This is a genomic window from Myxococcaceae bacterium JPH2 (assembly GCA_016458225.1).
In the GTDB taxonomy this organism is placed as follows: domain Bacteria; phylum Myxococcota; class Myxococcia; order Myxococcales; family Myxococcaceae; genus Citreicoccus.
The window spans coordinates 710,138-735,849 of sequence record JAEMGR010000003.1 but is presented as its reverse complement, the minus strand read 5'-3'; the positions used below and the strand labels follow the sequence as shown (position 1 = coordinate 735,849).

General features: G+C 72.2%; 16 protein-coding genes. 4 read left to right on the top strand and 12 right to left on the bottom strand.

The features are described from left to right. Positions 1–17: 17 nt before the first annotated feature. The gene (locus tag JGU66_07750; protein MBJ6760654.1) at positions 18–578 is read left to right on the top strand and encodes a sugar O-acetyltransferase; all 561 of its coding nucleotides are present in this window, start codon (positions 18–20) and stop codon (positions 576–578) included. A 16-nt stretch (positions 579–594) separates the two neighbouring features. Here JGU66_07750 and JGU66_07745 read toward each other — a convergent pair whose 3' ends face one another. The 11 genes from JGU66_07745 to JGU66_07695 form a co-directional block, all read right to left on the bottom strand. Further along, positions 595–3,324, bottom strand: a complete 2,730-nt coding sequence (locus tag JGU66_07745; GenBank protein ID MBJ6760653.1) for a hypothetical protein — start codon at positions 3,322–3,324, stop codon at positions 595–597. Between the two features lie 59 nt (positions 3,325–3,383). Then, positions 3,384–9,056, bottom strand: coding sequence for an AAA family ATPase (locus JGU66_07740; GenBank protein ID MBJ6760652.1), 5,673 nt, complete (start codon positions 9,054–9,056; stop codon positions 3,384–3,386). Positions 9,057–9,533: 477 nt separating this feature from the next. Beyond that, the gene (locus JGU66_07735) at positions 9,534–12,713 is read right to left on the bottom strand and encodes an AAA family ATPase (protein MBJ6760651.1); all 3,180 of its coding nucleotides are present in this window, start codon (positions 12,711–12,713) and stop codon (positions 9,534–9,536) included. Continuing rightward, positions 12,710–13,960 (bottom strand): DNA repair exonuclease, encoded by a 1,251-nt coding sequence (locus JGU66_07730; GenBank protein ID MBJ6760650.1) that lies wholly within the window; start codon positions 13,958–13,960, stop codon positions 12,710–12,712. The genes JGU66_07735 and JGU66_07730 overlap by 4 nt, the downstream gene beginning before the upstream one ends. Before the next feature lie 151 nt (positions 13,961–14,111). Next, positions 14,112–17,348, bottom strand: coding sequence for a carboxypeptidase regulatory-like domain-containing protein (locus tag JGU66_07725; GenBank protein ID MBJ6760649.1), 3,237 nt, complete (start codon positions 17,346–17,348; stop codon positions 14,112–14,114). Between the two features lie 60 nt (positions 17,349–17,408). Beyond that, the gene (locus tag JGU66_07720; protein MBJ6760648.1) at positions 17,409–17,870 is read right to left on the bottom strand and encodes a VOC family protein; all 462 of its coding nucleotides are present in this window, start codon (positions 17,868–17,870) and stop codon (positions 17,409–17,411) included. 92 nt (positions 17,871–17,962) lie between these two features. Continuing rightward, positions 17,963–18,325: a hypothetical protein gene (locus JGU66_07715; protein ID MBJ6760647.1), complete on the bottom strand. Its 363-nt coding sequence runs from the start codon at positions 18,323–18,325 to the stop codon at positions 17,963–17,965. A gap of 144 nt (positions 18,326–18,469) precedes the next feature. After that, complete coding sequence (locus tag JGU66_07710; GenBank protein MBJ6760646.1) at positions 18,470–19,243, bottom strand: methyltransferase domain-containing protein; 774 nt, start codon at positions 19,241–19,243, stop codon at positions 18,470–18,472. After that, positions 19,240–19,968: a hypothetical protein gene (locus tag JGU66_07705; protein ID MBJ6760645.1), complete on the bottom strand. Its 729-nt coding sequence runs from the start codon at positions 19,966–19,968 to the stop codon at positions 19,240–19,242. Before JGU66_07705 ends, JGU66_07710 begins: the two co-directional genes overlap by 4 nt. Positions 19,969–20,135: 167 nt before the next feature. Further along, positions 20,136–21,011 (bottom strand): hypothetical protein, encoded by an 876-nt coding sequence (locus JGU66_07700; protein MBJ6760644.1) that lies wholly within the window; start codon positions 21,009–21,011, stop codon positions 20,136–20,138. A 165-nt stretch (positions 21,012–21,176) separates the two neighbouring features. After that, a complete protein-coding gene (locus JGU66_07695) occupies positions 21,177–22,700 on the bottom strand; it encodes an FAD-dependent monooxygenase (protein MBJ6760643.1) in 1,524 nt (507 codons plus the stop codon). Between the two features lie 63 nt (positions 22,701–22,763). Here JGU66_07695 and JGU66_07690 point away from each other — a divergent pair, with 63 nt between their 5' ends. Both JGU66_07690 and JGU66_07685 read left to right on the top strand, forming a co-directional pair. After that, a complete protein-coding gene (locus tag JGU66_07690) occupies positions 22,764–23,402 on the top strand; it encodes a TetR family transcriptional regulator (protein MBJ6760642.1) in 639 nt (212 codons plus the stop codon). 111 nt (positions 23,403–23,513) lie between these two features. After that, complete coding sequence (locus JGU66_07685; GenBank protein MBJ6760641.1) at positions 23,514–24,128, top strand: hypothetical protein; 615 nt, start codon at positions 23,514–23,516, stop codon at positions 24,126–24,128. 4 nt (positions 24,129–24,132) lie between these two features. Here JGU66_07685 and JGU66_07680 read toward each other — a convergent pair whose 3' ends face one another. Continuing rightward, a complete protein-coding gene (locus tag JGU66_07680) occupies positions 24,133–24,873 on the bottom strand; it encodes an SAM-dependent methyltransferase (protein ID MBJ6760640.1) in 741 nt (246 codons plus the stop codon). A 223-nt stretch (positions 24,874–25,096) separates the two neighbouring features. Here JGU66_07680 and JGU66_07675 point away from each other — a divergent pair, with 223 nt between their 5' ends. Then, positions 25,097–25,594 carry a tetratricopeptide repeat protein gene (locus tag JGU66_07675; GenBank protein ID MBJ6760639.1) on the top strand — a complete coding sequence of 166 codons (498 nt, stop codon included), beginning with the start codon at positions 25,097–25,099 and terminating at the stop codon, positions 25,592–25,594. Positions 25,595–25,712 lie beyond the last annotated feature (118 nt).

Genomic DNA, 25,712 nt, shown 5'->3' with positions numbered 1-25,712 from the left:
GGCGCGAAAGGCACGTCATGGCGCGGAGCGAGCGCGAGAAGATGCTGGCGGGCGAGCTCTACCTGGGCAACGACCCGGAGCTGACCGCCGCGCGGGTGCGAGCACGGCGCCTCTTGCGCGCCTACAACGAGACGGACATGGAAGCGGCCGAGCTGCGGCGCTCCCTGCTGGAGCAGCTGCTCGGAGACGTGGGGCCCGGCGTCTATATCGAGCCGCCGTTCTTCTGCGACTACGGCACGTACCTGCACCTGGGCGCGCGCGTGTACATGAACTTCCAGTGCGTCGTCCTGGACTGCAACCACGTGGAGATCGGCGACGACGTCTTCTTCGGCCCGGGCGTGCACGTCTACGCGGCCACGCACCCGTTGGACCCCGACGTTCGCATCCAAGGCCCTGAGTCCACCCGGCCCGTGCGCATCGGCGCGAAGGTGTGGGTGGGCGGGGGCACCGTCATCGTCCCGGGCGTCACCGTGGGCGAGGGCACCACGGTGGGCGCGGGCAGCGTGGTGACCAAGGACCTGCCCCCCTACGTGCTCGCGGCGGGCAACCCCGCTCGCGTCATCCGCGCGCTGCGCTGAAGCCGAGCGACCGGCCTCAGACGCCGCCGAGCTGCGCGGCCGGGTGCGCGGCGCGCAGCTGCACCAGCGAGGCGAGGCAGCTCTGCCACTCGCCCTTCGCAATCGAGCCGGTGAACTCGCTCAGCACGGGCGCCACCACCCGCGCGAAGGCTTCGTCCTCCAGGCCCAGGTCGCGCACCAGCTCGATGACGCGGCGCTTGGCCACGCTCGCGGAGAGGCGGCGCTGCACCTCGCCCTCGCGGGCCTCCTTGGCGCGGCCCGGCGGCAGGCCGAAGAGCATGCGCCGCAGGAAGGTGCGCAGCGCCTCCACGTTGGCGAAGCGATCCGAGCCCGTGCGGTCCGGCAGCGCGTTCTTCGGCCCCGAGGGCTTCCAGCCCTCCGGCAGGTGCATGGGCCGGTGCTTCTCCCAGAGCAGCCGCACGGCGAAGAGGCCCACCTCGCGGTCCGCGCTCTGCATGAGCCACGCGAGCCGCTCGGCGCCGCCCAGGCGCGCGTAGTGCCGACGGATGAGCTCCACCGCCACCTCGCGCGTGCTGCGCTTGGTGGACTCGGTGAGCGTGAACACCTTCACCGCGTCCAGCTCCTCGGGCTGGAGGGTGCAGCGCGCGTCCGCGCCCGCCTCGCCCGCGCGCAGGAGGGCGTCATAGGCGAGGTTGCGCACTTCCTTGGCGTCCGACTCGGCCAGCTCATACACGCGCGTGTGCCAGCCCCAGGCGCGCAGCTCCGCGCGGGTGATGGCCAGGGCGAAGCGGCGCACGTCGTCGCGCGCGTCGAACAGCGCCGGCCACAGCTTCTCCGGCGTGTACGCCTTGCGCGGCGCCTTGGGCTTGATGTCGTAGGACTTCGCCTCGGGCTGCTCCGGTCCGATGATGGGGTGGTGGCAGCGCAGGTACGTCTGCGCGAAGGCGCGCGCCGGCACGGGCTGCTTGGCGCCCAGGGCCAGCTCGAAGAGGCGCTCCAGGCCCGCGGCCGCGTCGCCGGAGTCGCTGAAGTCCGCCGGCGCCACGTTCTCCAGCAGGTAGCGGTGGGCGAAGTCGTGCAGCGTGGGGTCCGCGCGCCGAGCCAGCGCCAACAGCCAGGGCACCGTGAGCTGGCGCGGGGTGAAGAACTTGCGGTTGCCCAAGAGGGCCAGCGCGGTGGCGCGGTGCTTGGCGCTGAAGACGAGCGCCTTTACCCGCTCCACATCCAGGCCGGGCAGGCTGTCCGCGCGCGTGAGCCACTGCGCGGCCTGACGTCCCAGCCGCGGGTGGGCCACCTTGTCCAGCAGCCACTCGGGACCGATGTCCGCCGGCTTGTAGGTCGCGAGCGTCTTCATCGCCAGGTCTTCCACCTGGGCGGGCTGCGCGGAGCGCTTCGCGTCGGCGATGAGGTCCTTCCAGAACGCGGCGGGCATCTCCCCCGCGGCGTACTTGGAGGATACGTAGCCCTTGGCCCACGCGAGCTGCTCGCTGGTGCCGTAGAACAGGCTCTGGAGGAAGGGGTGCGTCAGCTCGGCGCGGTCGAAGGATTGCTCCAGCGCCTTGGCCGCGAAGGCCGCGGTGGGCTTGGTGATGAGCAGCCGCCCCAACAGCTCCAGCCCCAGCTCGCGCGGGTTGTGCTTCTCCAGCGCGGCGGCGGCGTAGGCCTTCACGTCGTTGGCGCCCTTGGCCACCAGCTCCGCGAGCCGCTCGGGCGCCAGGTCCTGCGCGTGCGCGCGGGCGTACTCGATGGCGTAGGCGCGGGCCTGCGTGCTGGGTGACAGCAGGAGCGCGAGCACCGCCTCATGCAGGCCGAGCGCGCGCAGCTTGCCCTGGTGGAACTCGGGCGAGCCCTGGAGGGTCTCCACGAGGAAGTCGTGCGCGCTGCCCAGCGGCCGGCGCGCGAGCCGGTCCAACCACGCGGGCGTCACCTTGCGCAGCGCCTCGGGGAAGTCCTTGCGCAGGCCCTGGATGGCGAAGCTCGCGGCGGGGTCCGCCTGGCACGTGTCGAGCAGTCGCATCAGCGCGTCCGGCGAGCGCTTCCACGCGTCCGGGAACGCGCGCTGCTTCACCATGTCCTTGGGCGGCTCGATGGGGAAGGTGGAGGCCGCGTAGTTCTTGCTGGCGTGGGCCCAGACGTGGTTCGCCACCCAGCTCGAGCGCCACCGCGTCTCGGGCGTGTAGTGCCGGAGCACCTCGACGGCGAACTGCGGGTACAGCTCCGGGACGCCCGCGCCCAGCAGGCGCAGGTAACGCCACGCGCGCCGCTGGAGGTAGGTGAGGGTGCCGCCGCTCACCTCGCGGCGACGGCTGCCCGCGCCGCGCTCGGTGTCGAAGCGCCACGCGAGGATGCCGAACATCTCGGCGTCATGGCGGGCCTCGGCCAGCTTGTAGATGCGCTTGAGGCCGCCCCACAGGCCGAAGCGCAGATCCGCGCGCCGGACGAGTTCGAACAGGGCCGCGCGCGAGGCGTCGGTGTTCTTCTCGTAGAGGGACACGAGCAGGTCCGCCAGGGCGAAGCGCGCCGGCAGGGGCACGTCCTTCTGCGCCAGGTAACGCTGCCAGGCCTCGTGGGCGGCGGTGTGGCGGTCCTTGGCGTCGGCGCGTTCCTGGGCCTGCGAGAGCAGGCGGAGCAGCTTGTCGAAGTCGAGGGCGCCCTTGGGCAGGGGCTTGTCGGAGGTCGGCTCGGGCTGACCGAGGAACGCGAGCACCGCGTCCGCCAGGTCCGGCGCCTCGGCTCGGGCCAGTCGTTCGAGGTCGGCCGCGCTCAGCACATCGCTCGTGGACATGGGTCGCGGATTTAACACAGGCGCGGCGGTGGGTGCGCGCCCGTCGGTTTCCGGGGGGTTCAGGCCCCGTCCGCTCGGGCCCGGCCGGTGGCGCGAGGCAGCTCCACGGTGAAGGTCGCCCCCGCCCCGGGCTGGCTGTGGACGTGGATGCTGCCGCCGTGCGCCTCCACCACCTTGCGGCTCAGGTACAGGCCCAGCCCCAGGCCGCCATAGTGGGAGGGGGACACCCCGCGCCCGTAGCGCTCGAAGAGCCGAGGCTGGCGCTCCCGGTCGATGCCGATGCCATGGTCCCGCACCGTCAGCCGCGCCAGCCCCGGTTCGGCCTCGACGGTGACCTCGATGGGCCGGCCCGCGCCGAACTTGAGCGCGTTGGTGAGCAGGTTGGTGAGGACCTGCTCCAGCCGGGGCCCGTCCCACTGGCCTGGGCAGGGGACGGTGTGCAGGACGAGCCGGCAGCCCACGCGCGCGAACGCCTCCTCGAAGCGACGGGTCACCTCTCGCGCCAGCTCCGCGAGGTCCACCGGTCCGGGCTCCACGATGACCTGCCCGCCGCTGACCTGCGACACGTCGAGCAGCGTCTTCACCAGCTCCACCAGGTGGTTTGACTGGGCGAGCGCGCGAGAGAGCTTGCGGCCCTCCGTGTCCGGCAGGTGCACCCGCTCCTGATCCACCGCGCGCTGGAGGCTCTGGAGCTGGAGTCGCAGGGACGTGAACGGCGTGCGCAGCTCGTGGGCCGCCATGGAGAGGAACTCGTCGCGCATGCGGACGGCTCGCTGGGTTTCCTGGTGGAGCCGCGCGTTGTCGATGGCCACCGCAGCCCGGCGCGCCACCTCTTGGATGAGGGTCTGGTCGGCGCGCGACCAGCGGCCGGGTGTTCCCGAGGCGAGGGTGAGCACGCCGATGTCCTGCCCGCGCGCCATCAGCGGAACCACCAGCACGCTGCGGGTGCCCAGCTCGCGGAGGAGCCGCGCCTGCGTGTCGTCGTCGGAGGTCCCGCGCAGGAACTCCTCCGACAGGTCCGGGAGCAGGAGGGGCTCGTCGCGTTGCAGGTCGCTGGGGGTCACGTGCATCGCGTCGCGTCGGGGTGGGTAGCGCCGTCGGAGCTCCTGAAGCAGGGGTTCCTTGGACGGGTCCGCGTGAGCGCCCGCGAGTCGGCGGATGCCGCCTCCCTCCATGACGAGGTCGATGACGCACCAGTCCGCCAGCGAGCGCACGCTCAGCCGTCCCAGGCGCGCGAGCGTCTCGTCGGCGTCGAGCGACTCGGACAGCAGCGCGCCCGCCTCGGCGAGGAAGGTGGAGCGCTGTCGCTCCGCCTCGGCCGCCTCGCGCGAGGTCCGCTCTCGCGCGAGCAGTTGCGCGTTCTCCAGCGAGATGGCCGCCTGGGACGCGAGCAGCTCCAGGGCGGCGAGGCGCTCGGGCGTGAAGGCCCCGGTCAGCAGGTTGTTCTCCAGGTAGAGCAGTCCCACCACGCGGGCCTGCCGGCGCACGGGCAGCGCCAGCACCGCGCGAGGCCGACACAGCGCGATGTACGGGTCTTGGGAGAACCGGTCGCTGCGCGAGGCGTCGTCCAGCAGCACCCGCGCCCCGGTCAGGGCCGCGTATCGCAGGAGCGATGGCGGCACGAGCGTGGGAGAAGTCACCACCGGGAGCGAGGGGTGCAGCGCGGTCTCCACGCGGTTGTCCTCCAGGGTGGCCTCCGCCTCGATGAGCAGGTCCTCCCCTTGGGCGAGGACGAGCACACCCCGCTGCGCACCGCCTTGCTCCAGCACCACGCGCAGCAGCGTGCGGATCAGCGCGCCTCGCTCGATGACGCCTGAGATGATCTGCGAAGCCTTCACCACCGCGAGCAGGTCGAGCTGCTCGTTGGACACCGCGACGGTGGCGCTGGTGGGCGCGGCGCGGACCTCCGCCAGACTCGGGTGGTGCTGGTCGAGCCGCCGCACCTTCCCCTCGGCGCCCCAGCGGACATAGGCGGCTCGGGCGTCGCGCAGGGCTTCGTCCGCGAGGGCATCGGCGCCGCGGGCACGGTGGAAGGCGGCGGCGCGCTCGTGGGCCAGGGCCTCGTGGTGCAAGAGGCCGCTGGTGCGCGCGGCGAGCGCGGCCTGGGGGTACAGGCGCTCGGCTTCGGTCTCTCGGCCCTCGACGCGCGCGACCTCGGCGGACAGCAGCAGGTAGGGCGCGCGGTAGTTCCGCGGGCTGTGCTCCGCCCAGTATTCGAGCCGGTCGAGCAGGGACTGGAGCGAGGGGAGTCCTTGGCGGCGGGCGGCGTCGGCGGCGAGTGCCGCGGGTGAGGTGAGCGTGAGTCCGAGCGCGAAGGTGTGGGTGGCCTCCATGGGCAGACCCATCAGCGCGCGGGCCCAGGGTGCCGCGCGCAGGGCCGCCTCCAGCGCTTCCTCGGGCTCATCCTGGATGAGGGCGGTCAGTTCGTGGATGACGTGGAAGAACGCGAGCGCGGTGTGGGCGCTCACCCGGGTGAGCGCTTCGAGGCACGCCTCGGCGTCGAAGGTGGCGTCATCGAGTCGCGTGGGGCCCCGCGTCCGTCCGCGCAGCGCGGCCACGAACTGCTGCTGCGCGCGGATGGACTGGTACATGGGCTCGTTGTGGCTGTCGCGCGCGAACGCGGCATACGGGCGCGAAGCCTCCAGCACCGCGTCGAGCGGCTCGCCCAGCTCCCAGTGCAGCCACACGGTGAGGGCGGACAGGTAGCCCGCGAAGACGAGGTCGCCCACTTCCAGGCAGGAGCGGAACGCCTCCTCGACGATGGGCAGCGTGGCGGAGAAGGGCCGGCCCCACGAGTGGATGAAGTTGCCGTGCAGGTGCAGGAGCATTCCGCGGCGCCGCACGTCGTGGAACCGCGCATTGAGGCGCAGCGACATCTCCGAGTACGCGAAGGCCGAGGGGATGTCCTGGAACAGGGACACCCGCATCGAACCGTAAGCGCTGTAGGCGAAGCAGGACGCCTCGGTGTTCCCCTCGCGCAGCGAGACGCGCACCGCCTCCAGGGCCAGCACGGGGAACAGCTCGGGCCGGCTGATGGACGCGCACGGGATGGACTCCGCCAGCAGGTCGAGGATGGCTCGCACGCGTGGGTCGGTGACCACCGGCGCCTCTTCAAGGTCCTCGATGCGGCGGCCGTGCAAGTCGTTGGGCACGGCCTGCACCTTGGCCTGCGTCGCGGCGCGCAGCTCCGATGCCGACTCGGGGAACGTCACGCCCAGCCGCGCCAGGGCCTCCAGCGCGACGTCCACTCCGTCGCTGTAGCGCCCGGACACCTGATACAGCCGCATGCGCAGGATGGCGATCCGCGCGTGCTCCACGTCCGTGCGCGCGTGGTCGACGAGCAGATGGAACAGCGCGTCCGCGCACGCGAAGTCTCCAGCCAGGTATTCGCATTCGGAGCGCTCCAGGTAGAGCGCGAAGGTCTCCGCGGGATGCGCATCCCAGGCCTCCTCGGGGAGCAGCTCCGTGGCCAGTCGCAAGTGGTCGCGCGCGGAGGCATACGCGACGGATGCCTTCGCGCGGGCGGCCACCTGCATGTCGAGCCGGCGCAGGTCCTCGCGCTCCTCGGGGTCGGTGAGCAGATGCCGCCCCAGGTTGAGCTGATGCGCGGCGGCGAAGCGCTGCTCGGTGGGGGACTCGGGCGTCAGGCGCGCGCGCAGCATGCGGCCGAGCCGCAGGTGCAGGGCAGGGCGCTGCTCCTCGGGGACGAGTGACGCGGCTGCCTCGCGCACGCGGTCGTGGACGAACGCGTAGCTCTCTTCCTCCGGACGAAGGAGTCCCGCGCGGACGGCCTCTTCGAGCGCGGCGCGGGTCCGGGTCTCGTCGCGCTCGAGGAACCTCGCGAGCAGGTCGAGTCCCGCGCGCGACCCCAGGTTGGCGAGCGGGCCGAGCGCCTCCTGGGTCTCCCGAGGAAGTCGCCGCAGCTTGTCCGCCATGAACTCGGCGACGTTGTCGGTGAAGCCCTTGTCGCGGATCCGCTCCAGGTCCCAGCGCCAGGCCAGGGTCTGCCCGTCGAATTCGAGCAGGTGCTCCTCGTAGAGCGCGGCGAGGAACTGGAGCGTGAAGAAGGGATTGCCCGCGGTCTTCTCGTGAACGAGCCCGGCGAGCGGCGCCACGTCCTCGCGCGAGCCGCGCAGCGTGTCGGCCAGCAGCGCGGCCACGTCCTCCTCCGCGAGCGGACCGAGGTCCAGGTTCGTGATGCGCGCGCCCTCGCGCCGCGCCTCGTCGCGCATCCAGGTCAGCGGGTGCCGGGGCGTCACCTCGTTGTCCCGGTACGTGCCCACGATGAAGAGGGGGTGCGCGTGCGGCGAGGTGAGCAGGTCCTGGAGGAGCGCGAGGCTCGCGGAGTCCGCCCATTGGAGATCATCCAGCAGCAACACGAGCGGCTGCCCGTCCTGAGTGAGGACGCCGATGAACCGACGCAGCACGGTGCGGAACCGGTTGCGCGCCTCGGCGGGGGGCACCTCGGGCACGGGAGGCTGCGGCCCGATGAGCAGCTCCACTTGAGGAATCACGTCGACGACGAGCTGGCCGTTGATGCCCAGGGCCTCGCGCAGGCGCGCGCCCCACGTCGCGATGCGCTCCTCACCTTGCGCGAGCAGCTCCAGCACGCGCTCGCGGAACGCCTGGACGAACGTGGCGTAGGGGAGGTCGCGCTGGTACTGCTCGAACTTGCCGGACACGAAGGCGCCGCGAGCCCGTGCCTCGGGCGCGAGCAGCTCCCGCACCAGCGTGGACTTGCCGATGCCGGAGTAGCCGGACACGAGGAGCAGCTCGGGCGTCCCGGTGTCGATGACGTGCTGGAGGTGGCGGTGCAGGGTGGCCGCGTCCGCGTCGCGGCCGTAGAGCTTGCGCGGCGGTTGGAGCCGGCCGGACACCTGCCGCGCGTCGAGGGCGAAGGGCTCGATGCGTCCATGCGCGCGCCACTGCTCCAGGCACCGCGCCAGGTCATCCTCCAGCCCGCGCGCGCTCTGGTAGCGGTCCTCCGGCATCTTCGCCAGGAGCTTGAGGAGAATCTCTCCCACGGGCCGAGGCAGGTCCGGCACGAGTTCGAAGGGCGAGCGCGGCGGGCGCGCCACGTGGCAGTGGATCCACTCCAGCGCGTCCCCCGCTTCAAAGGGGAGCCGGCCGGTGAGGAGCTGGTAGAGCGTGACGCCGAGCGCGTACAGGTCGGCGCGGAGGTCCGGAGCCCGGTGCGTGCGCCCCGTCTGCTCCGGCGCGAGGTAGGGCAGGGAGCCCTCCACTCGCCTTGGCGCGGGAGCGGGCTCGGGGTGGCGCGGCAGCCGCGAGGCGAGCCCCAACCCGGTCAGCTTCACCTCGGAGGTGGTCGGGTGGACGAAGATGTGGGGGGGCTTGAGGTCCTTGTGGAGCACGTCCCGCGCGTGGAGCGCCGCCACCGCCGCCGCGATGCGCACCGCCAGCTCCAGGACGCGCTCCAGCGGCACGGGGGCGCCCAGCAGTCGCTCCAGGGGCTGCCCGCCCGAGTCCTCCAGGACCAGCGCGGGCATGCCGCGCCAGCTGTCCCAGGCCAGCGGACGCACGAGCGACGGGAGGTCCAGCGCTTCAGCCAGGGCCTGTTCGTGACGGAGCTGTTCCACGTCCTCGGGCTGGCCCCGCTGAGGGTCCAGCACCTTCAGCAGCACCGGGCGCCCGTCCGCGAGCCGGGTCGCGCGGTACCAGCGGAGCCGTCCGCCTTCCTGAAGGGTCTCGGTGATGGCGTACGCCTGACTCATGGGGCGGGTCCCCGTGCGCGGCGCTGCTCCGGAACGCACCCGCTGAATCTGTGCCCGGCCCCCCTCGGGCGCTCGGCCGGGACCGGAGGCCCCCTTCGCCTGGGTCCTGGGAAGGCCGGGCGAAAAATAAAGATGTCCAAAATCAAGGAATCGGCGGGGTGGCGTCTTCAAGACAAAGGTCGGGGCGCTGGGGGCAGAGCCGCCGGTGCCCAAGGAAGCGGGTGCGGAGCATCCGTGGGGCGGGGGGAGTGCCGGAGGGATGTTCCGGTGCTCAAGGTTTCAGACGCTCAGCGTCTGTGCAGTCAGAGGGGGAGCGGTGGGGCGGTTGTCCCCGCGCTCAAGGATTCGGGCGCATCGCGTCTGATGGGGCGATGGAGTCGTGCCGGGGGGCACGGCTTCTAGAGGGGGAGCGTTTCTCTGGGGGAGAAACGCATGTCACTGGGAGCGCGTCGAGGGGGCGCGCTCCCAGTGTTTTTTTTAGGGTTCGGTGCCGGTACCGGCCAAGCGCGCGGTCGAGGAGGACAGCTCCCGCACGCAGGCCCCTTCCGCTTCGAACTGTGCCCGCAGCCAGGGGTGGCAGGTGAAGGCGATGACCTGGTGGCGCTCGGCCAGCCGCGCGAACAGGCGGACGGCGGCCCGAGCGCGCTCGGGGTCGAAGTTCACCAGCACGTCATCCGCGATGAGGGGCAGGGCCCCGTTCTTCTCACCGAAGTCACGGATGGCGGCCAGGCGGAAGGCCAGGAAGAGCTGCTCCCGGGTGCCGCGGGAGAGCTGCTCGGCGGTCCAGTCCCGCTGTCCATCGCCCACGCGCAGCTCCCGCTCTCCGCCCGCGGGCATGAAGACGCGGCGGTAGCGTCCCTGGGTCAGCTCGGAGAACAGCTCACTGGCGAGCTGGATGACGCGCGGCTGCTGCTCCTCCTCGAAGCGGCGACGGGCTCGGCCGAGCAGGGCCAGCGCCAGCCGGTCCGCCGCGTAGCGCGTGGCCAGCTCCGAGGCGCGGGCGCGCAGGGACTCCTCCTGGATGCGCAGCGTGGCGAGCTGCTCGTCGTTCTCCCATTGCTGGAGCTGGTTGTTCAGCGCGCCCTGCTCGGTGAGGACGGCCTTGAGCCGCTCGCTGCCCACGCGGTGGCGCTCGCGCAGGAAGTCCAGGGCCTCCTTCAGGCCGGCCTCGCCGCCCGCCTCTCGCGCGGCCTCGCGGGCCGCGCCGTCGTCCAGGCCGGTGAGCGCCTCGATGCGCTGGGACAGCTCGCGCACCCGGGCGGTCAGCTCCGCGTAGCGCAGGGCCTGTCCGGCGCGGCGGCGGAAGGACTCCTCGTCCGCGCAGCCACCCTTCGCGAGGAGCAGCTCCAGGGCGCCGTCCTCATCGCGGACGTGCTGGTCCAGCAGGGCCTTGTCCGCCAGGAGGTCGTGGTACGAGGACTCGCGCTGGCGCTGCTCGGCGGTCTGGGTGCGCACCTCGTCGAGCGCGGCGGCGATTCGCGCGGCCACGGCCTCCACGGCGCCCGGTGGCAGGCCCGCGCGAGCGGCCTCGGCCTGGAGGCGCGCGGCGGCTTCGTGGCAGGTGGCCTCGTCCTCGGCGAGCGCGGCCTCATCCGCCATCACATCCTGGAGCCGCTGCCGGAGCGCGGCGGCGTCGCTCCACAGCGCGCGGGCCGTCGAGGCGGTGGCGGTGGCGGGGAAGCGTCGGGCCTCGAGGAAGGCGCCCAGCTCCGCGCGCAGCGCCTGACTCCGCGCCCCGGCGAGCTGGAAGGACTCTTCCGCGCGCTGCTCATCGCGCAGGGCCGCGTCCCGCTGGGTGCGCAGGGCGTCGCGCTCGCGCTGGAGTGCTTCCCGCCGCTCGGCCTGGTGCAGCTCCTCCAGCAGCGCGGTGTCTCGCGCGGCCAGGTCCGCCAGGGATGCGCCCGGCGCCAGACCCAGGTCGGAGGAGGCACCGAGCAGCTCGCGGAGGATGAGTTCCTCCCGCGTCGCCAGGGTCGCCAGCGTCGCGCGCAGTCGCTCTTCCTCTTGTTGTCTCCAGCGCTGACGAGCCGCGTGGGCCTCGCGGTGGGCATGCTGGGTCGCCTCCACCCGTTGGCGCGCATAGGCCAGCAGCCCCACCAGCGCGAGCGCGACGCCACCGCACAGCACCGCCATGAGCCACCCGGACACGAGCCCCGCAACGGCCGCGAGCAACAGGGCCAGCGCGATGCCCACGCCCACCAGCCACGCGGGCAGCGGCGACTGTGACGGCGCGGGCTCGCCTTGCACGCGCACGCTGTCGATCTGGCGGCGCAGCTCCAACCGCTGTTCGCCCAGCCGCTCCAGGTCGCTTCGGGCGGTGCGGAAGCGGGCCGCCGCGGCTTGCCGCTGACGGACCTGGGCGGGGCGCGCGTCGGGCAGCACGGCGTGCTCGGTCTCCGCTCGGACGGCGGTGTCCTCCAGGCGCTCGCGACTTTCTCTCGCGCTGGCTCGGGCGGACTCGGCTTCACGGCAGCGGGTGTCCGCGGCTTCCAGGCGGCCGGCCACACGCTCCAGTTCGCCGCGCGCGCTGGCGCTCAGGTCCAGCGCGAGGAGCCCGACGGCGTCCACCGAGAGCCCCAACTCGCCCAGGCCCTGCTCCACCTGCCGACGCTTGGCGGCGAGCGCGGCGCGGCGGGCGGGCAGTCCGCGCATCAGCTCGGAGCGCTCGGAGAAGGCGGCGAGCGCGGCGCGCAGCAAGTCCGCGCGTTCGCGCACGGGCCACGGCGCGGCGAGCCTGGCCAGCTCACCGCTGCAGAAGGAGAGCCGCTCGGCGAGCTGGGCCTGTTGGGCTCGGTACGCCTTGCGGCGCTGGAGGATGTCGTCCAGACGGGCCGCGCCCGCGGTGGGGAAGCCCTCCAGCGGCGGGAGTGCTTCGCGCTCGGCGTGGTGCCGAGCCAGCTCTGTCAGGTCCCCCAGCGCCGAGTCGAGCCGGGACAGCCGGTCCACCTCGCGCGCGGTGGCGCGCAGCTCGGCCTCCAGTGCTTGTTGCTCCGCGCTTCGGGCACCCAGGGCTTCGCGCTGTTCGAAGTAGCGCGCGGGCCGGTCGCCCACCTCGCGGAGCTGGCGCTGCACCTCTTCCAGCTCGCGCATCACGCGGTTGAGTTCGGGCTTCTGCCCTCGCGGCGCGTAGAGCGCGTCCACGTCCTTGCGCAGCCGCTCCACCGCGTCCGGTAGTCGGCGCGCGCCGCGCATGCCCGCGGCGAAGAGGGCCTCGGAGACACCGCGCTGCTCGGCGAGGTTCTGGAAGGACGACAGCTCATCCAGGCGGAAGGCGAAGACCTCGAAGAAGAGTTCGCGCGGGACATGCGTGAGCGCGTCGCGCAGGAAGGACTCAGGCAACGCGTCCCCGTCCGGGCCGTGCACCGTCAGCTCGCCCTCGGAGCGGCGGCCCGCGAGGCGGCGCACCACCAGCGGCCCCGCGCCTGTCTCCAGGCGCAGCTCTCCGCCGAAGGCTCCGGACTCGGGCTCGTAGCGCTCCGCCTGGCCGCGCTTCTCGAAGCCGAACAGCACGCCGCGCAGGAAGGCCAACAGGGTGCTCTTGCCCGCTTCGTTTGGACCGTAGAGGAGGTTGAGCCCCGGCCGCAGCGCGCTGGAGAAGCCCGCGAAGTGGCCGAAGCCCTGCACTTGGAAGCCGTCGATGCGCAGCCCGGGCTTCACGGCGTCTCCTCGTGAAGGTGCTCCACCACGTGCTGGCCCGCGCGCGCGAGCAGCTCCGGGCGCGGTGCCTCGAGCGTGTCCACGCCCAGCCGCTTGAGCCGCTGCCCCAGGCTGGCCAGCTCCTCGTCATGCCACAGCGCCGTCAGCGCGTTCTCGTCGTGCGCCAGGGCCTCGGCCTCGGTGAGCAGCGTGCCCATGAAGCCGCCCGCGGCGCGCACCGCGTCCAGGTCCAGCTCCGGGCGCGTGCCATCGCGCAGCGACTCCAGCAGCACGGGCGGGTGGCCGTGGGCGAACTGCTCGCGCAGGTCCACTTCGAGCTGCGCGAGTGCACCTGGGCGCGCCAGCTCGCGATGCAGCGGGCCGCGTCCCACGAGGGTGAGTCGCACCGCGTGGCCATCCAGCTCGTTGGCGCAGCGTGAGTCCACCAGCTCGCGAGCCAGGGCCTGCAGCGCGTCGAGCGACTTCACGCCCGTGAGGGGCAGCTCCAGCCGGTGCCAGCGCACGCGGTCCACGGGCACGAAGCTGCGGCGGGTGGCGCCGTCCTCGACCTCGACGAGCACGCAGCCGCGCTCGCCGGTCTCGTGAACGTGTCGGCCCTGCGGGTTGCCTGGGTAGACGGCCACGCCTCCACCGGCGAGCAGGTGCTCGGCGCGCGTGTGCACGTGGCCCAGGGCCCAGTAGTCGAGTCCGCGCGCGGCCAGCTCCGCGCTCGTGCACGGTGCGTAGTTGGCGTGGCCCTCCGCGCCGCCCAGGTTGGTGTGCAGCAGGCCCACGGAGAAGTCGGGGCCGGTGCGACGGAAGCGCGCGGAGAGGTTCTCGCGCACCTCGACGTCTGGATAGGACACGCCCTGCACGCGGCACAGGCGGCGGCCTTCGCGGCGGACCTCCACGTCCTCCCACTCGGGGCCGAAGACCTTCACGGAGGCGGGGAGTCCCAGCGTGCCGGTGTCGCCGCTGAGCGGATCATGATTCCCGTGGACGATGAAGGTCTGGATGCCCGCGGTGTCCAGGCGAGTCAGCTCGCGTCGCAGCGCGAGGCGAGCGCGCACGGAGCGGTCGCGCACGTCGAAGAGGTCGCCCGCGAGGAGCAGGAAGGCGACGCGCTCGCGGAGACACAAGTCGACGATGCGGGTGAGGGCCTGGAAGGTGGCGGACTGGAAGCGGTTGAGCAGGGGCGCCTGCGACGCCACTCCGCGAAACGGCGTATCCAGGTGCAGGTCGGCGGCGTGGACGAAGGAGAAACGCATCGGCTCGCACCGTAACCGAGACTCGACGCGGCCCCGACTTTCCGCCGCGTCGTGCGATGGCTGGTGGACAACCCGTGGAAGTGTGCGGGTCACAGGCGTCGAGGACCCGCCAGATGGCGCGAACCTGGCGAGTCGGACTGCGCCTCAGGTCCTAGGGATTCTGCACTTCCGTCCACTTGGGGCGCACCTCGCGGGTGACGGTGCCCTCCGCGGGGAGGTTGATGTCCTCCTTGGCGAAGAGGGAGGTGTCTCCCCAGGAATAGGTGAAGACGAGCGTGGAGGGGCCAGGCGGGAGGTGATGGAACACGGCGATGTCCATGGGCTCCCAGGCGTCGGGACGCGTGCCTTGGTCGAACACCTGGTCGATGACAGGCATGGTGAGCGGAAACGGCACGATGCCGGGGACCCACAACAGTTGCTCCACGTTGCGGTCCATCACGTGAACCTTCAACGTGGCTCCGCCCTCCCTCACCTGCTCGGTCAGGGTGATGGAGACCTTGCCGGTCGCGGGCACCGTCACCGTTTGACTGGGAATGTGCGCGTGGGACTCGGCGTCCGCGCGCACCACGTAGGCTCCGGGAGGAAGTCCCGTGACCACTTTCGGATCCTCGGGCCCGATGCGTCGGTCGCCCAGGTCGCCGCCGTTGAGCTCGACTGTGGCTGGCAGAGGCTGTCCGTGTGCGTCGCGCACGTCGACCTCGAGGCGCGCTCCTCGCTCCATCCTCACCGTGAGTTGCTCGATGTCGGAAGTGATGACCAGTTCCTTGGGCAGATACCCCGCGCGGTGCTCGTCAATCTTCAGGGCGAAGGGACTGGTGGAGATGTGTTCGAGCCGGAAGGTCCCATCCGCGGAGGAGTGATGGAGCCGGTGCTGTTGCGGGTAGTCGGGGTCGCTGCTCAGCGCCGAGATCAGCAAGCCGACCTCCAGCGGCTGAGAGGTCTCCGCATCCACCACGCGTCCGCTCAACGTCCGGCCGTGCTCCATGCGCAAGGTGCCCAGGTCCACGTCCTCGCCGCGGCGCACCTCCACCGAGCGGAACAAGGGCGCGAGCTTGGGCACGGTGATGGTGAAGGGCACGGTCCCGGTCTCGTTGATGGGGAGCGAGAAGGTGCCCGTCTTGTTCGCGAAGGATTGTGTGTTCACCCAGAATTGGGTGAGGGGCGCGCCGTCGGGCCCCTCGACGCGTCCTCGCACCTGAGCCACGCGCTCCATGACGACGCGAGCCTCAGGCTGACCGCGCTCCACGCGCTGGCAGGGATTGGCGTCTCGACAGACGAAGTCACTCTTCAAGACCTCCAGGTCGTACGCGTCCGCCATGAGTTGGCGCAGGACGAAGCGACCATCGGGCCCCGTGCGCGCACCCAGCGGCATGGCGACACCCCGGTAGCCGGTCGACACGATGCCTTGCTTCCAGGAGGGGAGGACGTTCTGCGCCACGGTGGCGCGAAGTCGGGCATCCGGAATGGGGTGTCCGGCGCCATCCACCACGACGCCGGCGAGCGACCATCCCGCTTCGAACCGCACGGTCACCTGTGCCTCGGCGTCGTCGCTCAGGTCGAGGTTCTGGGTCGCGGTGCGCTCCACGCCACCCTCGGTCTGCGTGGCCTCCACGACGTAATGGCCCGCCGGCAGGCCCTGGAGCGTGAAGTGGCCCTGCGCGTCCGCGGTCACCGTCCGCACCGGGAACGGCACGGGTTCGTCCGAGGGGCTGTTCTCCCAAAGGGAGATGGACGCGCTCTCCTGCGGCTGGTCCTTCGCGTCGAGGACGTCACCGGAGATGCGAGCCCCGCGCCTCACCGTGACGAGCACACCTTGGGCCGGGCCTCGCACCGTCACGGGGACGCTTAGGTGCTGCTCGCTTTGGGCCTCGACGCGGTATTCGCCGGGCTTGGAGATCTCCACCTCGAAGTGTCCGTCCGAATCGGACATGCCCCGCTCGCACGTCAGCGTGTCGATCGCGGAGAGCGTCCGGGGACCCATCAGGCACGCCTCGATGGTGACGGATGCGACCGGCTGCTTCGCGCCATCGAGCACCTGTCCTTCGATGAGGCTCGCTCGCTGGAGGACGAGTTCGAGCGGCTTCGTGTCCGCGGCGAGACTCAACGTCCCGTCGTGATACGAGAGATATCCCGGCGCGCTGGCCCTGACGGTGTACGTCCCGGGTTCCAGGGGGCCGACGCGGAAGTGTCCGTCTTCGTGGACCTGCCGCTCGACTCGAAGATAGGGACCGTTCTCCAGGGTCAGGGCCACGGTCGCGCCCGTCACGGGCTTCCCGGTGTCGTCGCGCACCGAGCCCTCCGCGAAGAGCATATCGACCAGCGAGATCACCACCTCGGCGGGTTGAGGCTCCGACAGACTGCCGAGCGCGCGGCCCCTGCTCTTCGCATGCCTCGCGGTGACCTCGTAGGCATCGATGGGCAGCGACTCGAATACGAAGCGTCCTTGCTCGTCCGAGGTGGTGTTCATTGTTTCGGCGCCCATGCCGTCGCCTTGGAGTTCGAGGTGGACCTTGGCCCCGGCGACGGGCACTCCGCGCTCCTCCACGCGACCGTGAAGCACGCGGGGGCGGGAGAGGCGCACGGGGTAGAGCGAGTTCTCGATGATGGGGAGTGGGACGATCGCTGGGTTCCACCCGTCGGCGTGGACGACCACCAGGATGTTCACCTCGTCAGGCAGAGGGCCGAGCTGGAACCGCCCTTCCTTGTCCGCGACCGCGTCGAAGAAGCGTGTGTCTTTGTCAGAGACGGCGGTCACCCGGGCATGGGGAATGGGGGTGAAGGAGTCCTCTTCCCACACGACCCCCGCCACGTTGCTCGCGCCACCGAGGTGCAACTCCAATCCCTCCGTGCCCGTGAAGACTCCGAAGCGCACCGTGGCGCCGCGCGCGCTCTCGGCCCAGAGCGTGAAGATGCCATCCGGGAGCCCTTCGAGCGTGAACGTGCCGCCTGGGGCGGAGACCGTCTCCGCGTACACGGGTGCTTCGCCCTCGCGCAGGCGCACCAGGTCGATGAATGCGCGGTGAGACGTCTGGCTGCAGGGCACCGGCGTCTTCTCGAAGACTTGCTCCGCGTCTTGCTCCGGATCCGGAGGTGGCTCGCACGTGCGCTCGGACAGCGTCTCGCCCGGTTCAGCGCGGGTGGCGAGGACTCGCGCGCCGGCCACGGGACCTCGCTCGTCGAACACGATGCCGCGGATGTGCGCGGTGCCCTGGCTCGGGCGCGTGTCTGTGGGGACGAGGACTGTCGGTGCCGTGCGCGGCGCCGATGTCTGGGATTGCGCCGCGTCGTCGTGAGGCTTGGTCTTGCGCGGTGCTCGATGCACGAGCAGACCCAACGCGAGCACGAGCCCTACGAGCGCCACCACCACCGCCACCGTCCACCTTCGCATGCCGTCCTCCGGTGCTGTCCGGAGGACCATAGCAGCCGCGCCAGATGGGGCGCTGAGGCGCTACCCGCCCTTCATCATCTTGGCCATGCGCGTCTTCATCTCCTCGGGCGCCACGTCCTCGACGTGCTGGGACAGTGTCCAGCGGTAGCCCTCGGGGTCCTCGAACGTGCCGGACCGGTCGCCGTAGAACATGTTCTCCACCGGGCGCACCACCTTGCCGCCCGCCTTCACGAAGCGGTCCGCGAGCGCGTCCACGTTCTCCGTGTAGAGACACAACATGACGGGCGTGCCGCCCAGGGCCTTCGCGCTCGTGTTGCCCCAGGTGGGGTTCTCCTCGGCGAGCATGACCCGCGAGTCGCCCACCTGCAGCTCCGCGTGCGCCACCTTCCCGTCGGGCGTGGGCAGCCGGTACAGCTCCTTCGCGCCCAGCGCGTTCTTGTAGAACTCGATGCCCTTCGAGGCATCGCGCAGCGACAGGTACGGCGTGATGGAGTGGAATCCCTCGGGAATCGCCTTGGCCATGTGCCCCCCTTCCTGGAACTTCGGTGGAACCTCGAGTCGATGCCGCGCGCCCACTCTTCCAGGGGGAGCGCCCCCCTGGAAGAGCGCGGACGCTAGTGCGTGCTGTCGGAGCCGCTGCCGGAGTTGCTCCCCGTGGAGCCGCCCATGGAGCCCGAGGAATCGTTGCCCATGGAGCCGCTGCCCGACTCGTCCAGCATGCCGGAGCCGCCGGAGCCCGCGTCCATGCCCATGGTGCCCGCGTCCGCGGCCATGGTGCCCTTCTTGCCGTGGGTGCCGCTCTTGCCGCTGCCACCCGTGCCCTCCTCGTTGTAGCTGGCGCCGGTGGAGCCGACGCCGCCACCGCTGTGCTCCTTCGAGGAGATGGAGCCGTTGTTGTTCCGGTCGTTCTTGCAGCCGGTGAGGGTCATCGTCGCCGCCACCGCGCCCAGCGCCATCCATTTGGACCAACCCGTCATCGCGACACCTCCATGGGTGAGTGACTGGCCCATAGGCTGGTGCTGGCGCCATCGCTCGCCATCCCGCCCCACGGAATGGGCGCGCACCGGCCGGCGTCTGTCCAAGCGGACAGGCGGGCCCCGGCTCGCCCCAGGGGTGCAGGCTCAGTCGCGCCGTCGCAGGACGAGCAGCGCGTACTCGAGCCGCCCGTCGAGCAAGCCCTGCTGCAAGGACAGGTGCTCGCGTTGGGCCTCGCGCGGCGCGTGTCTCGCCGAGGCCGTCTCGCGAGCGAGCAGCTCCGAGGTGAGTGTCCAGAAGCCCACCACGCGCGAGGACACATCCCGCCGCGCTTCCACCTCGAGCCCCGCGGCGCGCGCCTCGTCCAGCTCCGCGTCCACGCCTCCTGTCCGGGGCCCCTGGAAGCAATCCGCCACGGCCAGGATGCCGCCCGGGTGGAGCAGCGCGCGGGCCTGACGGAACCAGTCGGCGCGTGGCTGGGCGCGACCTCCCTCCACGGCCACCACCGCGTCGAAGCGCGCGCGGCCGAGCACCTCCCGAGGCTCGCCCAGCAGCGTGCGCACCCGCGTCCCCAATCCCGTGGCCTGGGCGCGGCGGCGCACGATGTCCACGTGCGAGGGCACGCTCGTCACCGCCGTCACTTGCGCGTCGTGGCGCGCCGCCCAGTACACCGGGCTCCCGCCGCGCACGCAGCCCAGGTCCAGCAGCTCGATGGGGTGGGGCAGCGGCCCCATGGCGCGCGCCAACTCCGTGAGCAGGGCCTCCTGCGCGGCTTGGATGAGACCGCGCAGCGTGGCCGCGTCCAGTCCCGGCGGTGGCAGCCCCTCCACCATCCCCGCGTGGTCGTGCACCCGAGGACCCCGTCCGGGTCTGGGCGCGAGGGGCAACGCCTCCCCGAGCGACGCGCTCGATTCCCTCATGGGGTGCCCTCCTCCGGCAGCGTGGGTTCGAGCCTGCGCAGCGCGGCGTCCAGACAGCGCAGGCCGTGTCGGCGCAGGTCCTCGGCGGCCTCGCGTCCCCAGGCCGCCACCTGGCGCTGGTCCTCTTCGGGCATGGCGTAGAAGCGCGGCGCGCGCGCGCGGATGTCCTCCGCCACGTGCGCGGCGATGCCCAGGTTCTGTCCCGCGGCCTCGGCCGTGTCTTCCATTGCCGTGCCCGCCCACAGCAGGCGCAGGTACGCCGCCCACTGCACGCCCGCGAGCCCTTGCGCCACCCGGCGGAACACCGGCGCCGTCCACGCCTCCACGGGCGTGCTCAGCGCGGGGGGAACCACGGCGGAGGCGAGCAGCCGCGTGGCCTCTTCCAGCACATGCTGCGGCACCCGCGCTTGCGGGTGCGCGAGCGTGGAGAAGGCCAGGTTCTGCAGCAGGTACTGCACGCGCGGCCCCTCACCGAACAGCGGCGCGCCGAAGCGAACGGCCGGCGCGGCGAGTCGGGCCGCGCAGAATCCGAAGTAGATGCCCGCGCCGCGCGTCTGGAGGACCGGCAGGGCCAGGCCCGCCTCGGCGCCCGCCTCGTACAGCAGGGGCAGGGGCCCGGGGCGGCCGGACTCCAGGGCCTCCAGCACCTGGTTCGCGAAGGGCGGCGACAGCGACAGGAGCCGCAGCCGGCGCAGCGCCTCTTGGTACACGGTTCCCTCGCTCATGGTCACTCCCGGGGAAGGCGCGGGGGCGGCGGCTCATGGCCGGGCGCCGGAGCCTGGGGCGCGACTCCACCGCGCGAGGACCCCAGGACCGCAGGGATGTGCACGCGTCCGGCATCCCGCATCGGCCCACCCGCGCGAACGTCGAGCATTGGACGCTTCCTCGGGCGTCATGGCGCCACCTGCCGCTGGGGCTGGTGCGTCACCTCGGAGAACCAGGGCCTTGGGGGGGCCAGGTAGAGGCCGCCGCCCACCGCCGAGGCCTGGTAGGGCGGCGCGCCTGGGGGAGGAAGTCCGGGCCCGAGCATGGCGTCCAGCGCGCGGCGGAACCGGGCCGGGTCCGAGGACGCGGCCACGAAGGCCAGCCCCTCGTCGGGGCCTTGGTGGAAGGGAAAGCTGCGGCGGATGAGGGGCCACGACTCGGGCGCGGGCGCGCGGCGGTGGCGCAGCGGGGGAGTGTCGCCTCGCAGCGGCGCGGGCCGGAGCGCGGCGGCGTGGGGACGCGCGCGAGACAAGTCACCCCTGAGGCGCAGCGCGCGGGCCCGGGCGCGGATGGAGTCGCGCTGGAAGCGCAGGTAGAGCACCCACGCGGCGCCGGCCAGGGGGCCCGCGGGGACGATGGCCGCGCGGCGAATCTCCTCGACGGTGGGGGCCTGGCAGGTCTCGTCGAGACAGCCGCCCAGCACCTCCTCCTCGGGGACGAGCACGCCGGCGAAGAGCGCGGCCGCGCGGCGCAGCGCCCACTGCAGGCGGGACTGGGTGTCGGCGCCCAGCTGGAGCAGCACCTGGGCCTGCGTGGAAGGGATGCGCAGGTGGGCGCCACGGCGCGGCAAAAGCGGCGCGCCCTGTTCGCCCTCGGCGAGCGGAGACACCAGGGCCGCGTCGAAGGCGAGCACGGCGTGGACGCCCTCGGCGGCGCGCAGCTCGGCGTGCACGCGCGAGGCCGCCTCCCGCACCTGGGCCCCCTCGCTGGCGCGGCTCAACCGCCACACGGCCAAGGCACTGAAGGCCCCGGGCGGATGAAAGAGCCCTTCCTGTGGCCTCATGCTGGTCACCCCCCTGCACCAGGCACAGCCGTTCCATGGAATGCGGCGCCGCGAAGCGCCGCGCTTTCTCTGTCGGAGAGAGCAAAGCGGCCCGGTGTCCGCGCCGTCAAACCCGGGGCGCGGCACTGTGTTGGCCAGTGCCCTTCCCGTCGCTCGGCGCGGGCGCTACGGCGCGGGGGGCGCGCCGAACCAGCGCGACAGGGACGCGTGCAGCCCCGTCAGCTCGCCGCCGTCTGTCGCCCAGGCGATGCAGCCATCCGGGCGCAGCAGCCGGGACGTCTCTCCCTGGACACGCACGGCGCGCACGCGCGGGGCCCAGGCGCTCGCGAGCTGGGACGCGGCGCCGTCGCCCGCGTCGAGCAGCACGCCCTCGCCCTCGCCCATCAGCGCGTGGAGGTGCACCTCGCCGCGCTCCACCGTCGCGACGCGGTTGGAGGTCTGCCGCCCCACCTGGGGATGCTCGCTGCCCAGCGCGTAGCGGTTCGTGACGCCGCTCATCATCTCCCCGAAGAAGCGGTTGCCCTCGTCGGTCTCCATGACGCCGGAGATGACGGCGCGCAGCGCGGTCGTCTGGGCGTCGGGCCGCATCAGCGCGGCCTGCGCGCGCGTGTTCTCCAGCACCCGCTCCGCCACGGGGTGGCGCTCGGCGGTGTACGAGTCCAGGAGCCCCTCTGGCGCGTGGCCCCGCACCGTGGCGGCCAGCTTCCAGCCCAGGTTCACCGCGTCCATCACGCCCAGGTTCAACCCCTGTCCGCCGAAGGGCGAGTGCACGTGCGCCGCGTCGCCCGCGAGCAGCACGCGCCCGCGCCGGTAGTCGGTGACCAGGCGCGCGTTGTCGGTGAAGCGGGTGGCCGTCTTCACCGCCGTCACGCACACGTCGGTGCCGCTCACGTGCCGCAGGCTCCGCTCAATCTCCTCGCGGGTGACGGGCGCGGTGCGGTCCGCGGGCGGCCCGTCGAACTCGAGCAGGAAGACGCGGCCGGGCGTGGGGCCATACGCCATCATCCCCACCGGCGTGCGCCGCCAGCCGAGCGGCAGCAGCTTCTCCGGATGATCCAACTCCACCACGGCCTGATGGCCGGTGAGCGTGGGCTCGGTGCCGGGGAAGTCGAAGCCGGCCTGCTTGCGCACCGCGCTGCGCCCGCCGTCGCAGCCCACCAGCCACGCGCACCGCAGCGTGTGCGTGCCCTCCGCCGAGCGGACCTCCAGCGTCACGCCCGTGTCGTCCTGCGTGAAGCCCAGCACCTCCTGCCCCCGCCGCACCGGCACGCCGCGCGCTTGGGCGTACGCCCCCAGCATCGTCTCCAGGCCCAGCTGGTTCACGCCGCGGAAGCGCCGCTCCGGCTCGCGCTGCCGGCTCGCGTCGATGAGGAACAGCCCCGCGAAGTGGCCGCCAATCTTCTTCCAGCCCTGGGCCAGCGGGTTCGCCTTGGCGCCCGACTGCTGGACCATCTTCGCCACGGCCTCGCCCATCTGGCGCTCTTGCTCGTCCATCGCCGGCCCCAGCCCGCGCCGCTCCAGCGCCTCCGCCGCCAGCACGCCCAGCGAGCCCGCCTTGATGGTGGGGTCCAGGGCCTCCAGCCGCTCCAGCACCACCACGGAGGCCCCGCCCAGCGCCAGCTCACTCGCGAGCACCAACCCCGTGGGCCCTGCCCCGACGACCACCACGTCGAATGTCTCGTTCGCCATGAGTCAAGACTTAGTCTAAATATTTACCGAGTACAAGTTTTGATTCGGGGTAGGCTTCGGGGCATGGCGGAAGACGAGGGACTGCGGGCGCGCAAGCGGCGCGAGACGCGGAAGATGATTTCGGATGTGGCGACGGGGCTGTTCCTGGCGCGCGGCTTCGACGCGGTGACGGTGGCCGAGGTGGCGGCGGCGGCGAACGTCTCCAAGATGACCGTGTTCAACTACTTCCCGCGCAAGGAGGACCTCTTCTTCGACCGGCAGGAGGAGGGCGTCGAGCTGTTGCGGCAGGCGTTCCAGGAGCGCCGCAAGGGGGCGTCGCCGGTCGCGGTGCTGCGCGCGCTGGCGCGGTCGCTGGTGGAGAGCGACCACGCGTTCGTGAAGATGAGCGCGGGCGTGGCGGGGTTCTGGCGCATGGTGGCCGAGAGCCCGGCGCTGCGAGCGCGGCTGCGCGAGATGGGCGAGGAGGCGGAGGCGGTGTTGGTGGCGGAGCTGACCGGACAGGTGGGCGCGCCCCCTGAGGACCCCATCGCCCGGCTGCTGGCCGCCCAGGTGGTCGCGGCCATCCGGGTCGCCTACAGCGAGGGGCTCCGTCAAATGGCGAAGGGCGAGGCTCCGGAGGTGGCCCGCGCCGCGGTCGTGGAGCTGTTCGAGCGCGGGCTGGCCATGATGAGCGCGAGCGCGCGGGGCACGCCCTACGCCTGACATGGCCCCACACGGCACGCGCGGGGCTACAGGGGGACAGAAGCGGGAGGCACGGGGGGCGGCGCGCTCCGGGCTCGCGCCCCGGCCAGGGTCGGGCTAGAGGGGCGCCCCATGCGTGACCGAATCCAGGCGGTGCTCCGCCAGCTGGCCCAGACGCCCGAGGTCGAGGCGCGGTGGCTCAACACCTTGTCCCTGATGGAGTTCATCGGGGCGCGGAAGATTTCGCGCACCGTGGCGGACCGGCACCCGTCGCTGGAGGTGCTCGGGCACCTGGCGGACGAGACGCGCCATGCCTTCACCTTCAAGAACCTCGCGTGCGCGGTGGCGGGCGGCGAGGTGACGGAGCATCTGTGCGCGACCGAGGCGGCCACGTGGTTCCAGTCGCTGGACCGCGGGCTGGCCGAGTGGGCCACGTCCCTCACCGGCACGTCGGACGTGTACCTGCACTACCTGCTCACCACCGCGGTGGTGGAGCGGCGCGCGATGGTGCTCTACCCGCTCTACAAGGCCGCCAGCCGCAACGCCGTGGTGCGTGAGGAGCTGGGCCGCGTGGTGGTGGAAGAGCAGAGCCACCGCCGCACCCTGGAGGACGCATGCGTCGCGCGCCTCGCCGCCGTGGGCGCCACGCTGGAGCCGGCGCTGGCCATGGAGGAGCGCCTGTTCGAGCCGTTCCTCGGGGCCCTGGAGGCGCACGTCGCCTCGGTGAGCGCGGCCTCCGCGGCCTGAGTCGTCAGTCGGCGTCCTCGGGCTCCGGGCCCGAGGCGCCCGTGCCGGAGAGCACCAGCCCTTCGGGAGTCCAGGTCGCGCGCAGGGCCTTGGCCTTGCGCACGCGCTTGCGGCTGAGCTCCACCCCCACCGCGTCCAGACCCATCGCGTTGGCCACGGCCAGCGCGGTGCCGTGTCCGCAGAAGGGGTCCACCACCGTGCGCGTGGTCGTCTGCTCCAGGATGAAGCGGCACGCCAGCTGGCACGCGCGCACGCCCATCCCGCGCGTCCACGTCACCTCGCCCGCGTCCGGCAGCACGTCCGGGGAGGACTTCGCCAGGTCCACGCGCACGTCCCGCGAGAAGCACAGCAGGTGCGAGAACGCCGGCCGCCCGAACGTCACCGTCCCCGGCGTCCGTCGGCACACCACCTTGTGCCAGAGCGTCTCGAAGCCCGCCGCCTCCGCCGCGCGAGACACCAGGTAGCCCTTGTCCACCCAGGCGCCGTCCTTCTTCACGTCGGATTGGTAGAACACCGCCACGCCGTTCGGAGGCACGCGCGACAGCACGAGCCCCGCCGCGCGCACGAACCACTCCTTCCACTCGGCCACCGAGAGCGCGGGGAACTCGGACACGTCCGGCAGCGAGGCCACCACCGAGCACCCCTCCAGCACGGGGCTCGCCTCCAGCCACTTCAGCGCGTCCTCGCAGTGCACCGTGCGTCGCGCACCCGTCGCGCCGCCCATCCCATCCCGTTCATCCGTCATCACCCGCCGGAGTCTGCCAGACGCCTCCCGCCTCGCCGCGCCCCTTGGAGGAATCGCCTGGGTGCGGTGAGACGGCGCCTGTTCGTAACCTCGCGAAATTACATCAAAATTTCATCTTTCCTGCGGGGTTGAACCGACTCGGGCCGCCAAGACAGTTGCAAAACGCAGCAACTTCAGGCGTTTAAGACGAGAAAAACTTGTTTTTCTTGCGAAAGGCGCGGACATGGCGAAGGCGAACCCGGACGGGGAGCTGCGCGAGAGCGGTCAGCCGCTGCCGGCGTGCGCGCAGGGGCTGGCGCTGCTGACGCTGGGCCGGGTGGAGGAGGCCCGGGAGGTGCTGGAGGCGGCGCTGGCGCGCTCGCCCTTGTCCATCGAGGTGCGCCGCACGCTGGCCCGGCTCCGGGCGGCCATGGGCGATGGCGCGGGTGCCCAGCGGCTGCTGGAGGGCGCGGTGCAGCTCGCCCCGCGTGACATGGCCACGGTGTGCGACCTGGTCCTGCTCTACGCGCGGCAGCGGGACGGCATGGCGCGCGCGCGGCGGTTGCTGGATGCCGCACTGGAAGTGAATGAGACGGAGGCGCTGACGCACCTCACGTATGCGCGCGTGGTGGCGCAGGACGCGCCGACGCAGGCGCTGTTTCACGCGCGCCAGGCGCTGGCCCACGGCGACGGCGAGGTGCGCGAGGCCGCGGCGTGGTGGGTGCGCCGCCTGGCGAGCTAGCGTGCGACGTGTCGGGTTGGAGCCGCGCAGCCGGTGGACGCACGGACAGGATTCATGGCTTGCTACAGCTCCCGCTAAATTTATAATTCCAAGCCTGTCCGCTTAAATAAGGATTCGT

What these genes read in the sequence shown, in the direction of transcription:
- JGU66_07675 (MBJ6760639.1), top strand. Translation starts at nt 25,097, where the DNA reads ATGGCGAAGGCGAACCCGGACGGGGAGCTGCGCGAGAGCGGTCAGCCG.
- JGU66_07745 (MBJ6760653.1), bottom strand. Translation starts at nt 3,324, where the DNA reads ATGTCCACGAGCGATGTGCTGAGCGCGGCCGACCTCGAACGACTGGCC.
- JGU66_07680 (MBJ6760640.1), bottom strand. Translation starts at nt 24,873, where the DNA reads ATGACGGATGAACGGGATGGGATGGGCGGCGCGACGGGTGCGCGACGC.
- JGU66_07690 (MBJ6760642.1), top strand. Translation starts at nt 22,764, where the DNA reads ATGGCGGAAGACGAGGGACTGCGGGCGCGCAAGCGGCGCGAGACGCGG.
- JGU66_07750 (MBJ6760654.1), top strand. Translation starts at nt 18, where the DNA reads ATGGCGCGGAGCGAGCGCGAGAAGATGCTGGCGGGCGAGCTCTACCTG.
- JGU66_07700 (MBJ6760644.1), bottom strand. Translation starts at nt 21,011, where the DNA reads ATGAGGCCACAGGAAGGGCTCTTTCATCCGCCCGGGGCCTTCAGTGCC.
- JGU66_07725 (MBJ6760649.1), bottom strand. Translation starts at nt 17,348, where the DNA reads ATGCGAAGGTGGACGGTGGCGGTGGTGGTGGCGCTCGTAGGGCTCGTG.
- JGU66_07685 (MBJ6760641.1), top strand. Translation starts at nt 23,514, where the DNA reads ATGCGTGACCGAATCCAGGCGGTGCTCCGCCAGCTGGCCCAGACGCCC.
- JGU66_07715 (MBJ6760647.1), bottom strand. Translation starts at nt 18,325, where the DNA reads ATGACGGGTTGGTCCAAATGGATGGCGCTGGGCGCGGTGGCGGCGACG.
- JGU66_07705 (MBJ6760645.1), bottom strand. Translation starts at nt 19,968, where the DNA reads ATGAGCGAGGGAACCGTGTACCAAGAGGCGCTGCGCCGGCTGCGGCTC.
- JGU66_07740 (MBJ6760652.1), bottom strand. Translation starts at nt 9,056, where the DNA reads ATGAGTCAGGCGTACGCCATCACCGAGACCCTTCAGGAAGGCGGACGG.
- JGU66_07730 (MBJ6760650.1), bottom strand. Translation starts at nt 13,960, where the DNA reads ATGCGTTTCTCCTTCGTCCACGCCGCCGACCTGCACCTGGATACGCCG.
- JGU66_07720 (MBJ6760648.1), bottom strand. Translation starts at nt 17,870, where the DNA reads ATGGCCAAGGCGATTCCCGAGGGATTCCACTCCATCACGCCGTACCTG.
- JGU66_07695 (MBJ6760643.1), bottom strand. Translation starts at nt 22,700, where the DNA reads ATGGCGAACGAGACATTCGACGTGGTGGTCGTCGGGGCAGGGCCCACG.
- JGU66_07710 (MBJ6760646.1), bottom strand. Translation starts at nt 19,243, where the DNA reads ATGAGGGAATCGAGCGCGTCGCTCGGGGAGGCGTTGCCCCTCGCGCCC.